16 protein-coding genes are annotated in these 18,514 nt (G+C 31.9%); 4 read left to right on the plus strand and 12 right to left on the minus strand.

What is annotated here, in order from left to right; all coding sequences use genetic code 11:
- Nucleotides 1-4: 4 nt before the first annotated feature.
- The 8 genes from LDM93_RS04895 to LDM93_RS04930 all read right to left on the minus strand — a co-directional run bounded on the left by LDM93_RS04895 (nucleotide 5) and on the right by LDM93_RS04930 (nucleotide 8,862).
- Complete coding sequence (locus tag LDM93_RS04895; RefSeq protein ID WP_238480474.1) at nucleotides 5-865, minus strand: polysaccharide deacetylase family protein; 861 nt, start codon at nucleotides 863-865, stop codon at nucleotides 5-7.
- A gap of 1 nt (nucleotide 866) precedes the next feature.
- The gene (locus LDM93_RS04900; protein WP_223890997.1) at nucleotides 867-1,436 is read right to left on the minus strand and encodes an acyltransferase; all 570 of its coding nucleotides are present in this window, start codon (nucleotides 1,434-1,436) and stop codon (nucleotides 867-869) included.
- Between the two features lies 1 nt (nucleotide 1,437).
- Nucleotides 1,438-2,652 carry a glycosyltransferase family 4 protein gene (locus tag LDM93_RS04905; RefSeq protein WP_223890998.1) on the minus strand — a complete coding sequence of 405 codons (1,215 nt, stop codon included), beginning with the start codon at nucleotides 2,650-2,652 and terminating at the stop codon, nucleotides 1,438-1,440.
- Nucleotides 2,649-4,232 (minus strand): alginate lyase family protein, encoded by a 1,584-nt coding sequence (locus LDM93_RS04910; protein ID WP_223890999.1) that lies wholly within the window; start codon nucleotides 4,230-4,232, stop codon nucleotides 2,649-2,651. Before LDM93_RS04910 ends, LDM93_RS04905 begins: the two co-directional genes overlap by 4 nt.
- Nucleotides 4,222-5,250: a glycosyltransferase gene (locus tag LDM93_RS04915; RefSeq protein WP_223891000.1), complete on the minus strand. Its 1,029-nt coding sequence runs from the start codon at nucleotides 5,248-5,250 to the stop codon at nucleotides 4,222-4,224. The genes LDM93_RS04910 and LDM93_RS04915 overlap by 11 nt, the downstream gene beginning before the upstream one ends.
- Nucleotides 5,251-5,315: 65 nt before the next feature.
- Nucleotides 5,316-6,707, minus strand: coding sequence for a hypothetical protein (locus LDM93_RS04920; RefSeq protein ID WP_223891001.1), 1,392 nt, complete (start codon nucleotides 6,705-6,707; stop codon nucleotides 5,316-5,318).
- 19 nt (nucleotides 6,708-6,726) lie between these two features.
- Nucleotides 6,727-7,833 carry a glycosyltransferase gene (locus LDM93_RS04925; protein WP_223891002.1) on the minus strand — a complete coding sequence of 369 codons (1,107 nt, stop codon included), beginning with the start codon at nucleotides 7,831-7,833 and terminating at the stop codon, nucleotides 6,727-6,729.
- Between the two features lie 66 nt (nucleotides 7,834-7,899).
- Complete coding sequence (locus tag LDM93_RS04930; RefSeq protein ID WP_223891003.1) at nucleotides 7,900-8,862, minus strand: glycosyltransferase family A protein; 963 nt, start codon at nucleotides 8,860-8,862, stop codon at nucleotides 7,900-7,902.
- Nucleotides 8,863-9,004: 142 nt separating this feature from the next.
- Here LDM93_RS04930 and LDM93_RS04935 point away from each other — a divergent pair, with 142 nt between their 5' ends.
- The 4 genes from LDM93_RS04935 (at nucleotide 9,005) to LDM93_RS04950 (ending at nucleotide 13,629) form a co-directional block, all read left to right on the plus strand.
- Nucleotides 9,005-10,132, plus strand: a complete 1,128-nt coding sequence (locus LDM93_RS04935) for a glycosyltransferase (protein WP_223891004.1) — start codon at nucleotides 9,005-9,007, stop codon at nucleotides 10,130-10,132.
- A gap of 103 nt (nucleotides 10,133-10,235) precedes the next feature.
- Nucleotides 10,236-11,693 carry an MBOAT family protein gene (locus tag LDM93_RS04940; RefSeq protein ID WP_223891005.1) on the plus strand — a complete coding sequence of 486 codons (1,458 nt, stop codon included), beginning with the start codon at nucleotides 10,236-10,238 and terminating at the stop codon, nucleotides 11,691-11,693.
- An 11-nt stretch (nucleotides 11,694-11,704) separates the two neighbouring features.
- Nucleotides 11,705-12,661, plus strand: coding sequence for a hypothetical protein (locus tag LDM93_RS04945; RefSeq protein WP_223891006.1), 957 nt, complete (start codon nucleotides 11,705-11,707; stop codon nucleotides 12,659-12,661).
- A 47-nt stretch (nucleotides 12,662-12,708) separates the two neighbouring features.
- Nucleotides 12,709-13,629 (plus strand): glycosyltransferase family 2 protein, encoded by a 921-nt coding sequence (locus LDM93_RS04950; protein WP_223891007.1) that lies wholly within the window; start codon nucleotides 12,709-12,711, stop codon nucleotides 13,627-13,629.
- A gap of 41 nt (nucleotides 13,630-13,670) precedes the next feature.
- Here the strand turns inward: LDM93_RS04950 and LDM93_RS04955 are convergent, their stop codons facing one another.
- The 4 genes from LDM93_RS04955 to LDM93_RS04970 form a co-directional block, all read right to left on the minus strand.
- Complete coding sequence (locus LDM93_RS04955; RefSeq protein WP_223891008.1) at nucleotides 13,671-15,065, minus strand: PIG-L deacetylase family protein; 1,395 nt, start codon at nucleotides 15,063-15,065, stop codon at nucleotides 13,671-13,673.
- A 36-nt stretch (nucleotides 15,066-15,101) separates the two neighbouring features.
- Nucleotides 15,102-16,061, minus strand: coding sequence for a glycosyltransferase (locus tag LDM93_RS04960; RefSeq protein WP_223891009.1), 960 nt, complete (start codon nucleotides 16,059-16,061; stop codon nucleotides 15,102-15,104).
- A complete protein-coding gene (locus LDM93_RS04965; protein WP_223891010.1) occupies nucleotides 16,058-17,512 on the minus strand; it encodes a lipopolysaccharide biosynthesis protein in 1,455 nt (484 codons plus the stop codon). The genes LDM93_RS04960 and LDM93_RS04965 overlap by 4 nt, the downstream gene beginning before the upstream one ends.
- A gap of 69 nt (nucleotides 17,513-17,581) precedes the next feature.
- On the minus strand, nucleotides 17,582-18,514 hold a 933-nt coding region (locus LDM93_RS04970), incomplete at its 5' end, for an immunoglobulin-like domain-containing protein (RefSeq protein ID WP_223891011.1).

The raw sequence follows: 18,514 nt of genomic DNA on the forward strand, positions 1-18,514 counted from the left end.
TATTTTAGAGATTCCTATCTAATTTAATCGTTTTAACTTTTCCCCAATCAATGCATTCATTTGCTTCTTTCAAATCCATAAAGTCAAAGTCATTAAGTAATCTGTCAAGTTTATTTGAGGTGCTTTTTAATCCCACATAAGATTTAAATCTTCTAAATGCTGAAAGCCCTTCTATCATTGGCTGATCATAATCAAAATCTCTTGGATGAAGATAGACCATGACATAATCAGATTTTTTCATGAAGAATTTAATAAGTGGGTATGGGATCAGTCTGAAATAACCACCACCGGAAAAAATAATATTTTTTCCAAATATCGAGTAAAGATTGATAGGAAACTCTTTAATTCTGGCACCATCTATTTCAACATATGCCGGTTCTGCATGACCAAATTCTTTAAAACCACCATGTGCTCTTCTTGCAGGGAATACCGAACAGTCTATTTCGACACCATGCTTACTAAGCTCTTCAAGCATCCAGGTATTTCGATGCTTGAGAGAAAAACCAGGGGCTCTATATGCCCTTACCTTTTTGCCAACTACATCTTCAATAGATTTGATCGATTGTTCAAGATCCTCTCTAAACTCTTCTCTATTGAATTCATAAGCGAGCTGATGCATGTCTGAATGACTACCAATCTCATGCCCGTAATTATCAATCTTTTTAACAATTGTAGGATATCTTCTCGCTACCCATCCTATACAGAAAAAAGTGGCTTTTTGATTGTGTTTTTCCAAAATATCTAAAATTCTATCCAGATTCTGGTGGATTCTACATTCAAGTTGTATCCATTGTTTTTCAGTTTTTGTTGATGGATTATCCAAAATATGGAACCAGTCTTCTATATCAAATGTCAATACATTCATTTTAGTTCCTTTGTGCAATTTTCTTTGCGGGTACCCCACCAATGATGATATTTTTTTCATCAAAACTTTTGGTTACTGTTGAACCTGCCGCCACAATAATACCATCCGCCAAGCTAACACCTGCAGTAATAACACTGTTTCCTCCGATCCAAACATCATTCCCAAGTATGATATCTTTTTCCACTCTCTCCTGGTAAGTCATAGGTCCTTTACCAAGTCCATATCCGTGATTTGATGCATGAAGCTGTACACCCGGTCCAATAAGCACATTATCACCTATGATAATTTTAGATCTTTTACCTGCCCAGACAATGCAGTTTGTAGTAATTCGTGTATCAAAGCCAAAAGAAATATTTTTTGCATTACGTATAGAAGTTGTCGCATGCACTCTATAGGGTCCATTTGTTGTAATATCAAACTTCCAATACACATGTTCAAACAGATAATAAGCAAATGAAGACGCTATTGATTTTATAAAATTAAGTGAAAAAATAGACTTGAGGACAATTATGAGTTTTTCAGTTGTACTCATCTGCGACTTATTATATTCATCTATCCTATTCTGATTCATATTAAACCCTTTTCACCTGATGCAGGATTGTCAACATTTTTGATGCAAGCATTTTTCTATCGAACTCTTTAGCAAGTAGTGAACAACCTTGTTTAAGTTCATTATAAAGCTCATTATTTGATGAAATTTTCTTCACACTTTCTAAAAATTCATTTTTATTCTCCGGTTCAAAAACCAATCCTGCATGATGCCTGCGAACAATATCTTTTGCTTCACCTTCCACACCAAGTAAGATCGGTTTCAACATAGATGCTGATTCAAAAATTTTTGATGGTATAAGAGAAGCATGAATATCGGTTTTGGTCAAAGGGATCAAAGCTACATCAATGACCGATATATAATCAGCGACTTCATTTTTTTTCACAGGATCCAAAAAAGTCACATTCTTTAACCGTAACTTTTCTGCCAAAGCAACAACTACCGATTTTTTTGCACCTGTACCTATGAATAAAAAATGAATACGTTCATCTTTGATCTCACTGATGCACTCAACAATAAACTCAAGGCCATGTGCTAAACCATGGGTACCGATATATCCGAAAATAAACTTGTCTTCCAAACCAAGTTGATGTAAAATTTCTTGATTTTTATCTTTAGGTTGAAATAGCTCTAAATTTGCTCCATTCGTGACTATATCTATTTTAGATGCTTCTATACCCCTACTTACAAGATTTTCTTTAAGCCCCTTAGTCACTGTAATGATAAAGTCTGATTTTCTATAAAGACATAGTTCAAATTTTACCAGGAAATCAAGTATTTTTTTATTTTTAATAGCCCCTGTATCTTTAATACCTTCAGGCCATAAATCTCTGAGTTCAAAAACCCATGGTTTCCGTCTTATTTTAGCGAGTACACAACCAGCAAAAGCGGTAAAAAGCTGAGGGGATGTTGCAACTATCAAATCTGTTTTGACAAATAATCCAGCAATTATCGCACTCATTGCATAACTAAGGTAGTCAAAAATTCTTTTCAAGGCCCCTTTATTCTCTACCATATAACTCCATACCCGTATGACCTTAATACTATCTATGATTTCTGATTGATAGAGTTTATTTTTATAACCATCATATACTTTTCCATAAGGGAAATTCGGATTACAAGTGATAACTGTTACTTCTATGCCTTCTTTTACCCACTCCTTGCAATGTTCAAACGTTCTACTAGCAGGGGCATTACTTTCTGGTGGAAAATTATCTGACAGGAAAAGTAATTTCATAGTTGCATCTCCATTTTTAGATGATCGCTAAATACTATTTTGGCTGTAAAGGCCTTTATGATTCTATTGAACTCCCCACTATATCCATATTCTTCAATATCTAAACTATTTGCATTATATATAGTTATTGTTATTCCTAATAGTATAATATTATTACCTTTAACTTTTGGCGAGAGCCCAGGATAAAAATGTAAATAAGCAGTGTTTGTATGGACCCCTGAGCTCTCAATACTGTCTTCTATAATGATAGCTCTTTCATGTGACGTAAATTTTCTTGTATGTAAGACACCAATATGTCTGTACCCATCATGTGTTGCCTCAATGTAATTCTCTTTTTCTTCCAGATGAATGATTTTTGCACGCCTTCCAACTCTAAAACCATCCCAAACCTCACTTTGATTCATACTATCAACCTCAATCGTATTATGTGATAATGTTGAACGCTCCAAAGTTCGCCTCATATCGGTTTCATAAGTAGAAAGACCGGTATCAACGATAAAAGGTTTACCATCCATATAAAGTTCAAAATTAAAAGTATCACTATGTGCATGTCCAGGAATATAATCCGGACCTATATTTCCAACATCTATGATCATTTCATAACGCCCGTTTTTTATCTTTCGATAACCACTCTTGCTTAACTCTATTTTTTCTGTTTTTACATTTAAGGCAGTCGCATATGCATTAAGTTCTCTCGTCGTCGGTGCAATATTGTTTGTACTGTCATTTAACAATGGTATATCACCATTTTCATAGGTCATAGTATTGAGCCAACCAAGCATTATTTCGGCTTTACTGATCAATAGATCAAGTAACTCATCGTTTTTCCAATTATTATTTTGAATAAGATTAACACAATCAAGTACTCTAAAGAGCATTATTTGATGATACATTGGACTCAGTTCAAAATGTGCTCCATCCTCTAATATCTGTTCTTTAAGTTCAGCACTAAATATTTCTTTTACTTTTAAATATAACTTTTCATCCTGAAAATAATAGGCTCCAAAAAGCAGGGAAAAAGCATTTTCCAAAAGATGATTACCTAGTATATGATACTCAATATTATCAATGAGTATCATATACTGTGCATAAAGAGAATCATTAATTTTTTGATCTTTGATTTTATGTTGTGACAAAAATTTGATCCAATTTATTCCACGTAGTGAAATTGGAAATGGCATATATCCATCTTTTATCGCGTCTGATTGATCAATAAAATCATTTATTAGCCTGATGCCATCTTGTTTAGAAAATGCATTCTGGTTCAAGTAATCAAAATATGTTAGATTATAAGTCCATAGTTTCCCATATCCTGAATAGTTCCAATCGATCTTTTTATCAAAATGATGCTCTATATTTAAAAAAGTAAACCTATTATACTGATAGATTAAACTTGAAGGTATACTTGGGCTAAGATTAATAATATTTACCTGGGATTTTAAAGTGAGTGGATATTTAAAATGATAGAGTTTTCGCCATTTCGTACGGGTTATATAGTATAACCTATAGTAAATTTGCTTCATTTTTAAATAATAGATTGTTCGAAGCAAAAGAGAAATACGGTTTAAATCACATTTCAATACCAATCCTTTTTAAAAATAAATTCGTTTGTTCTTCACTGTTAAAATTGGAAAATGATTTTAATGCATTCTCAGAAAGTACAGCATATGTTTCATGATTGATGGACTCAATCGCATTTTTAAGTTGAGCACTCTCTTTTACATCAATTAGCAAACCATTCATACCATCCTGTACCATTTCCATAATACCTTGAAGTCTTGTTGCTATAACCGGTATACCTAATGAAAATGCCTCTATAATTACGCCAGGATAGCCTTCCCTGTATGATGGTAGTATTAACACATCATAAGAATCTAATACATCTATAACATCCGTTGGATTTAATGAACCTCCATAGTTAACTTTTTTTTGCTGGAATAATTCTTCTGTATATTTACTTTCTAGTATTGGACCATATAAGTCCAATGTATAATAATCATCATTTAACTGATCTGAAATAGCAATAATCTCATCTATTCCTTTTTCTTCATTAATAGTACCTATATAAATAAAACGTTTATTAAAACTTCGAGGAATTTTAGGGGTAATAACTTGTTTTCTTACATTTGGGAACCAATACGTATTTTTATTAAACTTATGAAAATAGTTAACCAAGTATTTCGTTTCAAAAAAATTTACGTTCGTATTTTTTAAAACATATCTAATTATAAATTTTTTTAAAAAATTAGAATTTTTATATACAGAATCTAAATCACCAGCAAATTTTCTAATACTTGTTTTTTTTTTGAATAATTTCGATAAAAAAACCATAATAGGTCCTAGAAGTATTAAACTATTATTAGTTGCCTGCAAAGAAATAAATTCATATTTACCGAAATGTTTAATTAATTTAAAAGAAGTAAATAAATAAGCAATGGTTGGATTCGGATAATTTTCTTTTAAAGTATCAATTACATCAAATACAATTTTTCTTTCATTTAATTCATTTAAAAGTAATTCAAATAATACTACTGTACCACCCGTTTTTGACGGATCTTTTTTATTTTTTAAAGAACCGATTAATAATAATTTTGACAAAATACTTCCCTTCAAAATCTATTTACTGAAATTTATCAAAAAACAAACATATTCTATATAAACTCTTAAAGTTTTATCAAATAATAAAAAGTATTAAGTGATATGATACCAAATATATAATATGACAAAGCTCTTTTTATTTCATTATTTGGAACAATGAAAAATACGTATAAACTTGTGATATAAATAATGGGATAAACGCTCATCATTCTTCTTGCCATAGGTTCTGATGACATTAAAAATAAAATTGCAATTGCTACTATAAGCAAGTATTTGACTTTTATATCAATGAGGACTCTAATATTTTTTTTCATCACAGCATAAAGCATCGCTATAAATATAAATGGCCAAAAAATTCCACTTATTGCTTCTGGTAGTCTATCCATTGCTATAAAAAATGGGAAAGGTTGCATTTGACCAAAAAGTACCTTAGCTATATAACTAAAAGGAAAAGGAAGTTTATTAAAAATGAGTGAGATAGAGTCCGCTGATGATCGGGCAATTGCCCTTGTAGTATTTCCTTCAGTCAAACTTACGATCATCCCAATAATTTTCTGAGACATCAATATAATTATAAAAGAGAACAATCCTATTAATAAAATATAAAATATCAATTTTAACGATCTGGACTCTAATGTTCTGACATAAAGATGACCATATAAAAGAATTAATCCAAATAGAACTAGTCCAGATTCAGTCCTTAAATACACCGTCAAAAATGCCACTATGAAAAGTAGTATAATGTTTTTATAACTATTTGGCTGCAAGAAAATATAGATAAATACAATATATGCTAATGCAACATCAATATCCCTAAGTAGAGGAGTAGAGTACATAAATACTGCTGATAATAGAGAATATGCAAAAGTTGCATTGAGTACAAAAGCTCGGTCTGTAAATTGATATTTTAATGTTGAGTATAAAACCACGGAAAACATTCCACCAAAGAAAGGTGAAAGAAGCTTTTGTACAATGATCGTATTATTCCCATCGATCGCAATCGAGAAAGACGCAATAAGAGCAGAAAACATAGCATGTAAAGGTTGTTCATGTAATGGATAGGAAGCAAATGTAAATAGCTCAAAAAAGTTTTTCTCTCCAGAGATATAGGGTAAAGCAAGATTTGAAAAATTGTAGAAAACTGTTTCATCATGAAAAACAGTGGGTGGCATATCAGGAAAAAATCTTAATAAAATATAATAGTTTATTAAGGAATAAACTAAGTACAATGAAAAGAAAAAAACAAATAGTTTCATTTTAAAAATGATCTCATTCTTATTAGAAAAAAGAGTAATCAATATTACACCTATTACAATCATGAATATATGTAAAATTACAGGTGCTAAACTTCCTCCTAAAGCAATTGTACTTAATAAAAATAGAGATAGTAGAAGTGTCATTATAGATATAATGTCTAAATTAATTAAATTATTGGTAGCGTTTCTTGTTGTATTCATTTAGAATTGTCTCACTTTCTCATAATTTCGTTTCATAAAGCTCCAAATATTGTAATGCACATACCTCCATAGTATATTTTTCTGTATATAATTTTATGATCTTATCTTTATCTCTTAAAGGTTTTTCTATAAAATGATTTAATACCTTTATATAGCTCTCAACGGTTATTTGTTCTGATATGTATCCATTAATACCCGGAATGATAATATCAGAAGGTCCACCAGATGGAGTTGAAAGTACAGGAATGCCCATAGAAAATGCTTCTAATGCCGCTATCCCTAATCCTTCATAATTTGATGTTAGACAAAAAGCATCTGCACACACTAAATAATCGGCTATATTTTCTTGACGACCGACAAATTTGACCTTATCTGAATATTTATTTTCATTTTTACATTCTAATAGATAAGATTGTTTCAGTGTTCCATCATATCCAACAATACATAAACAAACATTACGACCATTATCGAGCAGTTCATTGAATGCTTTGACTAACAAAAGTGTATTTTTTTCTTTAGAAATACGCCCGATATATAAAAATACTAAAGTGTTATTGTCTTTCTTTAACGTATTGATATATTGAGCAACAACTTCTGATTTAGAAGAAGTTGTCAGTTGAGAGCTCCCATTATAAACGACTGTTTCAAAATGTGCCCCATAAGTTTTCTTTACTGTTTCAGAAACACTTTGACTAATTGAAACAGGTGTAAAAATTGCAGGAAAGCCATTAAATAATAATTTGATATAACTGCGAATATATTTATTATACTCTTTATGTGCCATAGTATGTACTGTATAAATGGATGGTATCCTTTTTAGTAAAATAGGAATTGAAGTATAAACTAAAGCTCTACCGTTTAAATGAATTATATTTGGTTTTACTTCAGAAAGTAGTTTATAAATTTTATAGATTATTTTTAAACTATATCCACCACGTTTGTTTAAAGATATTACATTAACATTTCGAGAAATCATCTTCAATAATAGCTGTTCTTCACTAATATCATCAAGAATGCAAAGATAAACTTTGTGTTCAGAGATATCTGCTTGTGTATTACAAATATCTACACAAAACTTTTCAGCACCTCCAGTATTGATACTTGTCAATAGATGTAATATTTTCATAAATTGATATTCCTTGACTTTTTCTGGTTCAAGATATTTTTATGATAATATTTAAACATAGGTAACTTATTTAAGTATGGATTTTATAGATTTTTTCAATTGAAACATTCTATATGTCCCCAAAAAATATGATAATAGACGTTCATCTGTTTTCAGTGTATTAAGAGGTTTTTTGAATCCTAAACTATTCATCTTCCTTTTACATTCCAATGTTAAATCTTTATGTAAAGGGGGAATTCTATATAAAAATCTTGAATAGATTAGTGCTAAACTCCTGCGAACTTCAGTCTTTTCCATATCATCTTTCATAAGTTCTATATATGTTTCAAACGTTTTTAAATTTGATTGCAAAGCTTTTCTTGAAATCTGATTTGAAATACTGTTTTCATTATCTTTTCTGTAGTATCCTATACTATCTTTAACAAACACTATATTACTTGCTTTTATTACTACTCTGGCAAAAAAATCCCCATCCTGGTTTCTTGCCAAACTTTCATCCCATCCTCCACTCTCTGCTACCAATACTCGAGGTACAAGCCATAAATGCGTAATTACAGCCATCCCACTTGTCCATAACTCAATAAGAAACCGTGTTGGATCATCATAATTTTTATTTACAGGCAGATCTTTCCATATTACATTTTCAATACTCTTTTGAAATGTACCCCATCTTCCAAATACAAGTGTTCGATCATCTGCGGTTTTCAATACTTCCATCTGAAGACGGATCTTATCTGGATGCAGTAGATCGTCTGCATCAATGTACTGTATATAATCTCCTGTAGCTAACGCAAAAGCTCTGTTTCTTGCTACGGGAGCACCAGAGTTTTTTTGGGCTTCAACTTTGATATTTGTATGCTTCTTTTCATACTCCCTGGCAATATTTAAACCCGAATCAGTTGAACCATCATCAATAATGATAATTTCTATATTTTTATAGGTTTGATTCAGGCATGAGTCAATAGTCTCTGCTATATACTCTTCAGCGTTATATAATGGTATCAAAATAGAAACTTTTAAATTATTCATCTTTAAAATATACTCCACTTAAATGTATGTCCATATTAAAAAAGTATACTCTCTTTTTATTAAGAAATTAGAATATAATATATAAGTTTATTTTTAAAAAAATAAATGTCATAATTTATTATTGTAACTTAGGAGTAGATAAATGAATATATTAATGTACTCAAATTCTTTTGGTGGGCACACACCAACATTTATAGGTCAGGATGTAGAACACCTGTCAAAAAATCATAATTTAGTTTATGTCTGTAATACCATCCTTGATGCCAAAACTACATCCTATGATAATATCAAAGTTATACAAGAGTATCCTATGAGTTTTCTACAAAGAGCCTTATGGAAATTTGATATCTCTTTGAACTATAAAAATAAACATTTTCGAAAACATCTTGATCGTATTCTTGATGAATGCAAACCAGATCTTATCCACTGCCAATTTGGAATTGAAGCTTTAAGACTGATTGATAATCTTCATAACAGATCAATTCCTGTGGTTATCCAATTTCGTGGATTTGACGCCAGTAAAATGTTAAGAAAAAAATCATATATTAGACGCCTTAAAGAAGTATTAGACAGAGATAATTTTTATTCCATTTTTGTAGCAGATTCTCTTCGGAAAAATCTTCAAAAACATGATATAAATGTCCAAAACAGTATGATTTTACACAGTGGTATCAACTTAACAAAATTTATTAGGGAAAAAAATAAAGAATATGATGATTATATTTTTCTTCAGGTCTCATCTCTGGCTGAGAAGAAGGGTCATGAATACACATTGAAAGCATTTGCTAAATTTTTATCCATACAGCAATCAAAAAATTTCAAATTGATTCTGACAGGTGAAGGAACAAGGAAGGCTTTATTAGTAGATCTTGTTGAAAAATTGAATATTATGGATTATGTTGAATTCGTCGGTTTTGTATCACCTAAAGAAGCAAAGGAACTAATGCAAAATGCAGATGTTTTTGTCCATCATAGCATAACAGCTCAAGACGGAGATACGGAAGGGATACCCAATGCACTTATGGAGGCAATGGCTATGGAGCTACCCGTTCTAAGTACTTATCATTCAGGTATATCAGAACTGATAACCGATGGTATCAACGGCTACTTAGTCAATGAGAAAGATGTAGACAACTATGCATTACGTATGGCAGATATCGTTGGGTGGGGAAGGATGAAAGTAAACAGAGATGTTATCGCAGAAAAGTTTGAAATTGGAAAACATATTGCAAAACTTGAGGAATTTTATTTGACAATGATCAATAAATAGATAAATAAATTTAGGAAATATCTTTAATTCCCACCATACATGAAATAATTTAGAATAATATTATATAATCATATAAGCTGATGTGGAAAGAGGATGATACTATATGCTATTCAATTCTTATGAATTTATATTTCTATTTTTTCCTATTACCTTTTTCATCTATTTTTATCTCAATAAAAAACGTTTAACTGAGATCAGCAAAGGCTTTCTTGTTTTTTCCTCTCTTTTCTTTTATAGTTGGTGGAACATAGCTTATCTTCCGCTTATATTGATTTCCATGCTTTTTAACTATACTATTGGCAACCAACTCTCGAGATATGAGCAAAAAAAAAGATGCTGCACTAGAAAGAAACTTTTGGCTATAGGTGTCATTTTTAATCTTGGATTACTAGGGTACTTCAAATATTCAGACTTTTTTATAGAGAACTTTAATACTGTTTTTGCTACTGGTGTTTCTCTTTTACATCTCGCCCTACCCCTGGCAATCAGTTTCTATACTTTCCAACAAATTGCCTATTTGGTCGACAGCTATAGAAAGGAGACGAAAGAGTATGACTTTTTAAACTATGCAGTATTTGTGACTTTCTTTCCCCAACTCATAGCAGGCCCTATCGTCCACCATGCTGAAATGATGCCTCAATTTGCCAACATACGCAACAAAATCAAAAACTATCATAATATTGCACTTGGTCTTTTTATTTTTTCAATGGGTCTTTTTAAAAAGGTGGTTATTGCAGATACTTTTGCAGTATGGGCGACCAACGGATTCGATGTGGCAGAAAAACTTGAGATGATAGAAGCATGGGCTGCATCACTAAGTTACACCTTTCAACTTTATTTTGATTTCAGTGGTTATACCGATATGGCCATCGGTATTGCCCTACTTTTCAATATCAAACTGCCTATCAACTTCAATTCACCCTATAAAGCCTTATCAATTCAGGACTTTTGGCGTAGATGGCATATGACACTCTCAAGATTTCTGAAAGATTATGTCTATATACCTTTTGGCGGTAACAGAAAAGGAGAAATAAGAACTTATATTAACCTCTTTACTACTTTTTTACTTGGGGGTCTTTGGCATGGTGCAGGATGGACTTTTATCTTTTGGGGTTCCCTACATGGATTTGCTCTAGTGATACATAGAGCCTGGCAGAAACTTGGGATGAGATTACCTACAATTTTTGCTTGGTTTATAACCTTTAACTTTATTAATATTTCCTGGGTATTTTTTAGGGCTAAAGAGTGGGATGATGCTTTAAAGGTGTTACATGGCATGTTCTTTGGTGTACTTATACTACCTGTTCCATTGGCTGAAAAACTTGAGTTTTTAACTCCATATGGAGTAAAATTTGGTAATTGGTTAAATGCAGTGAACGCTGACAGAGAAATATTCGTATGGATACTTGTTGCTTTTGTTACTGTCCTTTTCTTTAAAAACTCCATGCAGCTGCGTAGCAGTTTTAAACCAAATTTTTTCTATATGGTCTCAACAGTTTTGTTTTTTCTCTCCATTTTTATACTGTATAGAAAAAGTGAATTTATCTATTTTAATTTTTAGGAAGGGGAGAAATGTTAAAGTATAAAAACTATGTCAAAATACTCTCACTGATGCTTGTCATTTTATTTGGTAGTGCTTTTATCTATGTTTATCATTATGCAAAAAGCTATCCCTTACCATTTACATACAGGATATCATTGGATGAAAAACTTAGATTTATTAGGGATATGCCAAATAGAGATCAAGTAGATACTATTATTGTAGGCTCATCTCTAGGCTTGAATAACATACAAGGAATCATTTTAGAAGAGTCATCAACGGTAGTAGATCATGTGCTGAATATCTCAGCATATGGGTTAAAGATGACACAAGTTGAAAAACATCTTGATCTTATTTCTGTTTTTCCAAATGTTAAAAGAGTCATTTATTCAACACAGTTTCCAGATTTTTCAGATTCTTTTAAATTTGAGAACTATGACATTGACTTTGTAAAAAAATATATCCATCTTGGCAAAGGAAAGGTTGACTTGAAACATGCTTTTTATGGTTATAAAAATATTATCCAATTTGCAAAAAATCATTGCTTCTGGGAAGAAAAATATAGAGGAGACATGTTCAACTTTGGACTTGCCTTTGATCGTACAGGAAGTGTCCCTCTACAAATATACGGGGACGATATTAATAAAGATAAATTCTTTAACCCTCACCCCTTAAAGCAAGATATAGAAAGTTTTCATGCTTTGTCTAGAGTTTCTAAAAAAATACATCAAAATAACATAAAGTTTTATTTTATCGTAGGCCCCTATCGTCAACCGCTTCTTGATAAACACGAAGACTTGCGAAAAACAATGGAAAACTTTATTGTTAAAACAAATAAAATTATTACCAACAATGGTGGTTTTTTTCTTAATTTACATCCTCAATTGAAACTGAGTGATTATTACTTTGTTGATCGTTTTCATTTGAATGAGCATGGCAGTGTATTAACAGCAAAAGCCATTGGAAAGTTTATTGATAAAAGTGAGTGAGTGTAGTTTTACTATACTTTATAAAAAATATTTAATGGAGAAAATAGATGAAAGATCTTCTGATTACCATTGCAATACCTGCTTATAACAATGAAAAAAGCATACAAAAAACTATAGACTCTTGTCTAGCACAAGATACTGACATTAATTATGAAATTCTAATAGTTGATGATGCCAGTTCAGACAGCACACCTGAAATTCTTGCTCAATATAACGATGAAAAAATAAGAGTGGTGACCCTTGATGAAAGAATTCCTCTGATTGCAAATCATAATGTCTGTTTTAAAAATGCTTTAGGAAAGTATGTAGTTTTCTGTCATGCTGATGATACACTGGAAGATCATACCATTGAAACCTTTGCAAATAAACTGAAAACAAGAAATTATCCCAAAAAATATATAGTCTGGGGACATAGTATGTTCAGAGACTTTTCATACAAAGCCATCGAACAGGCTAATTTCACTTATAATGAAATAACCGTAGGCGAATATGCTCCATTAATGTTTCTCTATGGTGGGCTCTCACCAACTGGTACTTGCTACAGTAGAGAATCATTTTTAAAAATGGGTGGCTTTTTAAAAGTAGATATGAATTCTTCACCATCTGATATGACAACAATGATCTATCTTGCCATGAATGGTTTTAGATTTGAAATGATCGACGAAATGATTCTCAATAGAACTGCTGCTTCTACAGCTTTGCAAGAGGCTGGTGAAGACCGTTATTTAGATGAACTTGATGATGCTTTTAAATATTTAATCAAACAGGTAGACCAACAAAGTATCTCTAAACTGATAAGCATGTCAGCACAACAAAAAATAAAACCTTTCTATTTTTACCATGCTGTCATCCAGGATGGCTATCATAAAAAACAGATTAAAACCATTATAATGAGAGAAATAATTAAAAAACCATTGCTGTTAAGAACTCTACTGATACGCAAGCTGATAAAGAGACTTTATTCATAAATATACTTCATAGGTGTGAAACCGGGAAACTTTATACTATTTTAAAGCTTGCCATTAAGAGTCTCTAAAATATTTTTCTTGTAAATATTTTTTATTTTAACTACAAAAAATAATTCGTTACTTCTCACAGATCTTTTATAGTAAGAATAGTTAGTGTCTTCTTCGGCAAAAATATCTCTTCGAATCTGCTTCCATGCCAACTTCATAGCACCTTTGGAAGAATGCCACTCAGTATCTAGTCTTAAATCATGCATTGCCTCTAGGGCGAATAGTTTATCTTTTTGCTTATCAGAAGATAAAGGGTGTGAGTAAATAGTATCAAAATATATTGTATCCCCGAAATGTGGTGGAAGGGAGATAGCTCCACCTGATTTCCCATATGGGTAGTATTCATTTGTCACACAGTGATTTGTATAGAGATACAAATCACCATCCTTGATCCCAGATTCCTTTATAGCATCAATAAGTGCCACTGTTGTTAGCTTATGATCTGGGTGTGTATCCAATGCCGGATAGGGTGTTACTATGATATTCGGTTTAATTTTATCTAATAAATAAATAAGATTTTTCACAAGTGAATTCCAACTTGAATTCCCTGTTAACCCAGTAGCAAGTTTGGATATATTTTGCTTTCTATATGTGTTTATATCTAAGGTATCTGTATAATATCCCTTCACTTCTTTTGATTTATCGCTAAACATACTTATTAACGATCTATCAAAATAACCAAGGTTTAAAATATGTTCCGATGATATACCTCCTAATAAAGGTACTGTAATACTATCCCATGTTCGCAGCTCTCCTTTTTTTAAATAATGTTGTACTTTATTGTTATATATTTCATTATATTTAAATTTGCCGGTATCCCCAGCAGTAACAGTTATTACATATGATTGATTATTGTCACTGTAAAGTCCATAAGCTGCTATTTCTGCATCATCTGGATGGGGTGCAAGAACAAGAATTTTCAGTGTTTTGATATCTTTATTTGCAAAAGATACTGATTGTAAAGTATTCTCATTGAGAGAAATATATTTTTCTTTAAGTGTGATCTCAGTTTCATGATTGGCCATTAACGAACTGATATTTATATACCTTGTTCCTTTGGCTCCATGTTCAAAATACTGTGTAACGAAGAGTTCTCCAGCTTTGAGTTCAATACTGGGTTGAAGATATTTACCCATGAATGTGCTTTTTACATTTACTTTTAGAAATACCGACTTCTTTTCATTTTCATTACTTGCCAATCTTATCTTTCCATTTTCAAGCTTCAGATCAATTATCTTGGCATTGGTTTGATTAAAGTCATATAGATAACTTTTACTTGTATCATAAGGGTATAGTGCAGATCTTTCTTTGATTACTTTAACAATAAAGAATACCATGATGAATACAATAGTTATTAAAAAAAATAAAAGAAATTTTATATTACGCATATTTCTCTCTTTTTTCTTGAATATAAATATATAACATTAATACTTCCTCTTAACCAGTCGAATGACTTTTATGATGATTCCTTTCAAAAACATTGTAATGTATTGAATCCCCTGTATTATGAAACTTTTCAATAATAATTTAGCATAATAAAACTTTCCATGTACGACAAAAGAATACTCCATAACCTTATTGTAAAAATAGTCACTTAAATGTTTATTACCTATTCTCGAATAATACATATAAAGGGCAAAAAATGTCTGCTCATACATTGCAGCCTTTTCATATATCGATTTACTTGAATAATCACTATCGCCATGTTGTCTATATTTAGCTGCTTTAATATCTTTTAAAAACTTACCTTTCCCATATGCCCCCAACATCGAGCCTAAAAAGTTATCATCAATGGGAGCACAATAATGTTCCATTGGATACTCTTGTATTATATCTACATTTCTGAAACACACTGCACAGATACCAGTACCAAGAAATCTCTTTTGTATTTCAAGGGACTCCCTGTCCTTCGTGTTCCAGTTAAAAGTACTTCTCCTCTCTTCACCTTCATAAATTGCTTCCAATGATGAATAAGTTACAACATATTCATCATTCTTCTCTAAAAAATCAACATGCTTCTGAAGATTTAGAGCATCAGTCCAATAATCATCTCCATCACACGGAGCAATATATTTTCCTCTAGCACGCTGCATATTTTTTATAAAATTCATCCGCACACCAATATTTTTTTCTAAAAAATTAGCATTTATAATATTGGGGAATTTTTCCATATATTTTTTAATTATTATTACTGTTCTATCAGTAGAACAGTCATCATCTATGACGATTTCAAAGGGAAAATCTGTCTCCTGCATCAGAAAACTATCTAATGATTCAGCAATGAAGTTTTCAAGATTGTATGTTCGAGTACAAATACTTACAAGTGGTGATGATAGATCACCTTTCCAGTTCTTCATAATTTCAGCTTCTGTACGCTCTATCATCTATGTATCCTTTTTCTAAACATTGGCATTATCTGTTCTAAAAAGTAAATATAGGAACCTGTATTCATCAGATAGTTGATAAGGATATATACAAAAGTAAATATACTTCCTTTTATCATTAACATGATAATGTTTATTTGATTTAAATTCTCAGTAATTAAGTTCGTAAAAATAACTACAAAAATTGCAATACTAGCTTGCACAACAAAAGGCTTTGCAAATATTATGAATGATAATTTAATTTCACGTGAGGCAAATAAAATATTTAAAAAGAGATCCCATAGTCCGACAACTATCAAACCATATAGAAAGGCGTCCATGCCCCAAATATATAAGACTCCGAAATTAATAAATGCTATTAGTACCTTATAAATTGCCATTCGTAACACAATCTTAGATTTTCCTCTACTCATTAGTATATTCATCAATAAAGCACCTATAGGACGTACAAACCCACTTAAAACAAGAATCTTAAAAATATATACAGACGGCAACCACTTATCTCCAAACAGTAAAACAATGAGTTCTTCGGAAACAAGATATAAAACACCAAGAAGCAAGAATGTAACAAAATTAATAATCCCAAACCCTTTTATCACAATTTGTTGAAATCTAAGCAGATTATTTTGTACTTTACTTAGCACTGGGAATAGAATGCTCATTAAACTCTCAGACGAATATCTGATTACAAAAAGATTTAATGATTTTGCCCGCTGATAGAATCCTAAAGATGTAGCATCAAAAAGTTTACCTATGATCATATAGTCTAACCGTGTAAAAACATTATCTATTAATCCTGTAAGAAACATTCTAAAACCAAATCCCCATAAGTGTAATAGTGCTTTGAATGAAAACTGTAAAGATGGTTTCCAGTGTGCTGTACTCCAGATCAGAACATTATAGATGATACCTTGCAATAAATTCTGTGTAACTAAACTCCAAACCCCTGCACCATAAAAAGCCAATAATACACCGACTACTCCACTTGTGAATGCAGAGATAAGACTCATCTTGTTTATAATTTTATAATTTAATTCTTTTCTTAATTTGACACTTTGAACACTGGATAATGCAGAGAGGATAAATGCAACTGACATCACTTCAGCTAAAGGGATCAATTCCGTATTGTTATAAAAATCAGCTATTTGTGATGCAGAAAAATAAATGATGAGACTTAAAAGAGAAGCAATAAAAATGTTGAAATAAAAAACAGAACTATAGTGGATAGGTAAAACTCTACGGCGTTGTATCAATGCGCCACCAAGACCTACATCAGTAAAGATTTCAGCGATCCCTATGATTACCATCACCATAGCGATCAAGCCAAATTCGGACGGTTCTAGTAACCTTGCTAAAAATATGGAAATGACAAAACCCATTCCACTGCGGGCTATCTTTCCAAAAAAATCCCAGATAAAGGCTATTTTGGCTTTTTCTTTTAAATTATCCAAGATAAAAAAGTCCTAATATAAATCTGGAGTAGCCATTATGACTACTCCATATATAATTCAAAGAAAAGATTATTTGATAAATCTTCGTCTAAATGGGTAGAAGAGTCCTAAGGCTATCATAAGTAGGAACGTCATATCAAAGTTCTTACTATTAGGGTTATATGTACAACCACCACCACTACTATTCGCAACAACTGTATCTATACTTGTATCCTCTACCACATTTACGGTTCTTGTGACCTGAGTAGCTTCATTGCCAGCAGAATCATTGACATCATAGGTCACTATATATTGTCCAAGTACATCGGTATCAACTGGATTAACTGTTACAATATTTCCTGTAATGTTACCATCTACATTATCCACTGCAGTAGCACCAGCATCTATGTATACACTTCCTTTCAAAACATTGATCGGAGTATCTCCAAGCAGAGTAATAATAGGGATAGTACCATCAACAACATTCACTATTCTTGTAACCTGTGTAGCTGCGTTGCCTGCAGAATCATTGACATCATAGGTCACTGTATATTGTCCAAGTACATCGGTATCAACTGGATTGACTGTTACAATATTTCCTGTAATATTGCCATCTATATTATCCACTGCAGTAGCACCGTCATCAATATATGTGCTTCCTTGCCAAACATCTATCGGTGTATTTCCAATGAGAGTAATCACCGGCGGTGTTGCATCCGCCGTCACGGTCACTGTTCTTGTGACTTGAGTGGCTGCATTTCCTGCAGAATCATTGACATCATAGGTCACAGTATAGACTCCTACAGTATTGATATCTACAGGATTGACTGTCACGATATTTGCTGTGATGTCCCCATCAATATTATCAGAAGCTGTTGCCCCTTCATCAGTATAGGCAGTTCCCAGCTCTATGGATACATCTGAACCGGTAAGGGTAATCACCGGTGGTGTTGCATCCGCCGTCACGGTCACTGTTCTTGTGACTTGAGTGGCTGCATTTCCTGCAGAATCATTGACATCATA

Source organism: Sulfurovum sp. TSL6 (genome assembly GCF_019972115.1).
Lineage (GTDB): Bacteria > Campylobacterota > Campylobacteria > Campylobacterales > Sulfurovaceae > Sulfurovum.

Excerpts from the sequence above, each read along its gene's own strand:
- LDM93_RS04920 (WP_223891001.1), bottom strand. The coding sequence starts at position 6,707 with ATGAATACAACAAGAAACGCTACCAATAATTTAATTAATTTAGACATT.
- LDM93_RS04945 (WP_223891006.1), top strand. The coding sequence starts at position 11,705 with ATGTTAAAGTATAAAAACTATGTCAAAATACTCTCACTGATGCTTGTC.
- LDM93_RS04950 (WP_223891007.1), top strand. The coding sequence starts at position 12,709 with ATGAAAGATCTTCTGATTACCATTGCAATACCTGCTTATAACAATGAA.
- LDM93_RS04925 (WP_223891002.1), bottom strand. The coding sequence starts at position 7,833 with ATGAAAATATTACATCTATTGACAAGTATCAATACTGGAGGTGCTGAA.
- LDM93_RS04900 (WP_223890997.1), bottom strand. The coding sequence starts at position 1,436 with ATGAATCAGAATAGGATAGATGAATATAATAAGTCGCAGATGAGTACA.
- LDM93_RS04935 (WP_223891004.1), top strand. The coding sequence starts at position 9,005 with ATGAATATATTAATGTACTCAAATTCTTTTGGTGGGCACACACCAACA.
- LDM93_RS04940 (WP_223891005.1), top strand. The coding sequence starts at position 10,236 with ATGCTATTCAATTCTTATGAATTTATATTTCTATTTTTTCCTATTACC.
- LDM93_RS04930 (WP_223891003.1), bottom strand. The coding sequence starts at position 8,862 with ATGAATAATTTAAAAGTTTCTATTTTGATACCATTATATAACGCTGAA.
- LDM93_RS04895 (WP_238480474.1), bottom strand. The coding sequence starts at position 865 with ATGAATGTATTGACATTTGATATAGAAGACTGGTTCCATATTTTGGAT.
- LDM93_RS04905 (WP_223890998.1), bottom strand. The coding sequence starts at position 2,652 with ATGAAATTACTTTTCCTGTCAGATAATTTTCCACCAGAAAGTAATGCC.
- LDM93_RS04955 (WP_223891008.1), bottom strand. The coding sequence starts at position 15,065 with ATGCGTAATATAAAATTTCTTTTATTTTTTTTAATAACTATTGTATTC.
- LDM93_RS04960 (WP_223891009.1), bottom strand. The coding sequence starts at position 16,061 with ATGATAGAGCGTACAGAAGCTGAAATTATGAAGAACTGGAAAGGTGAT.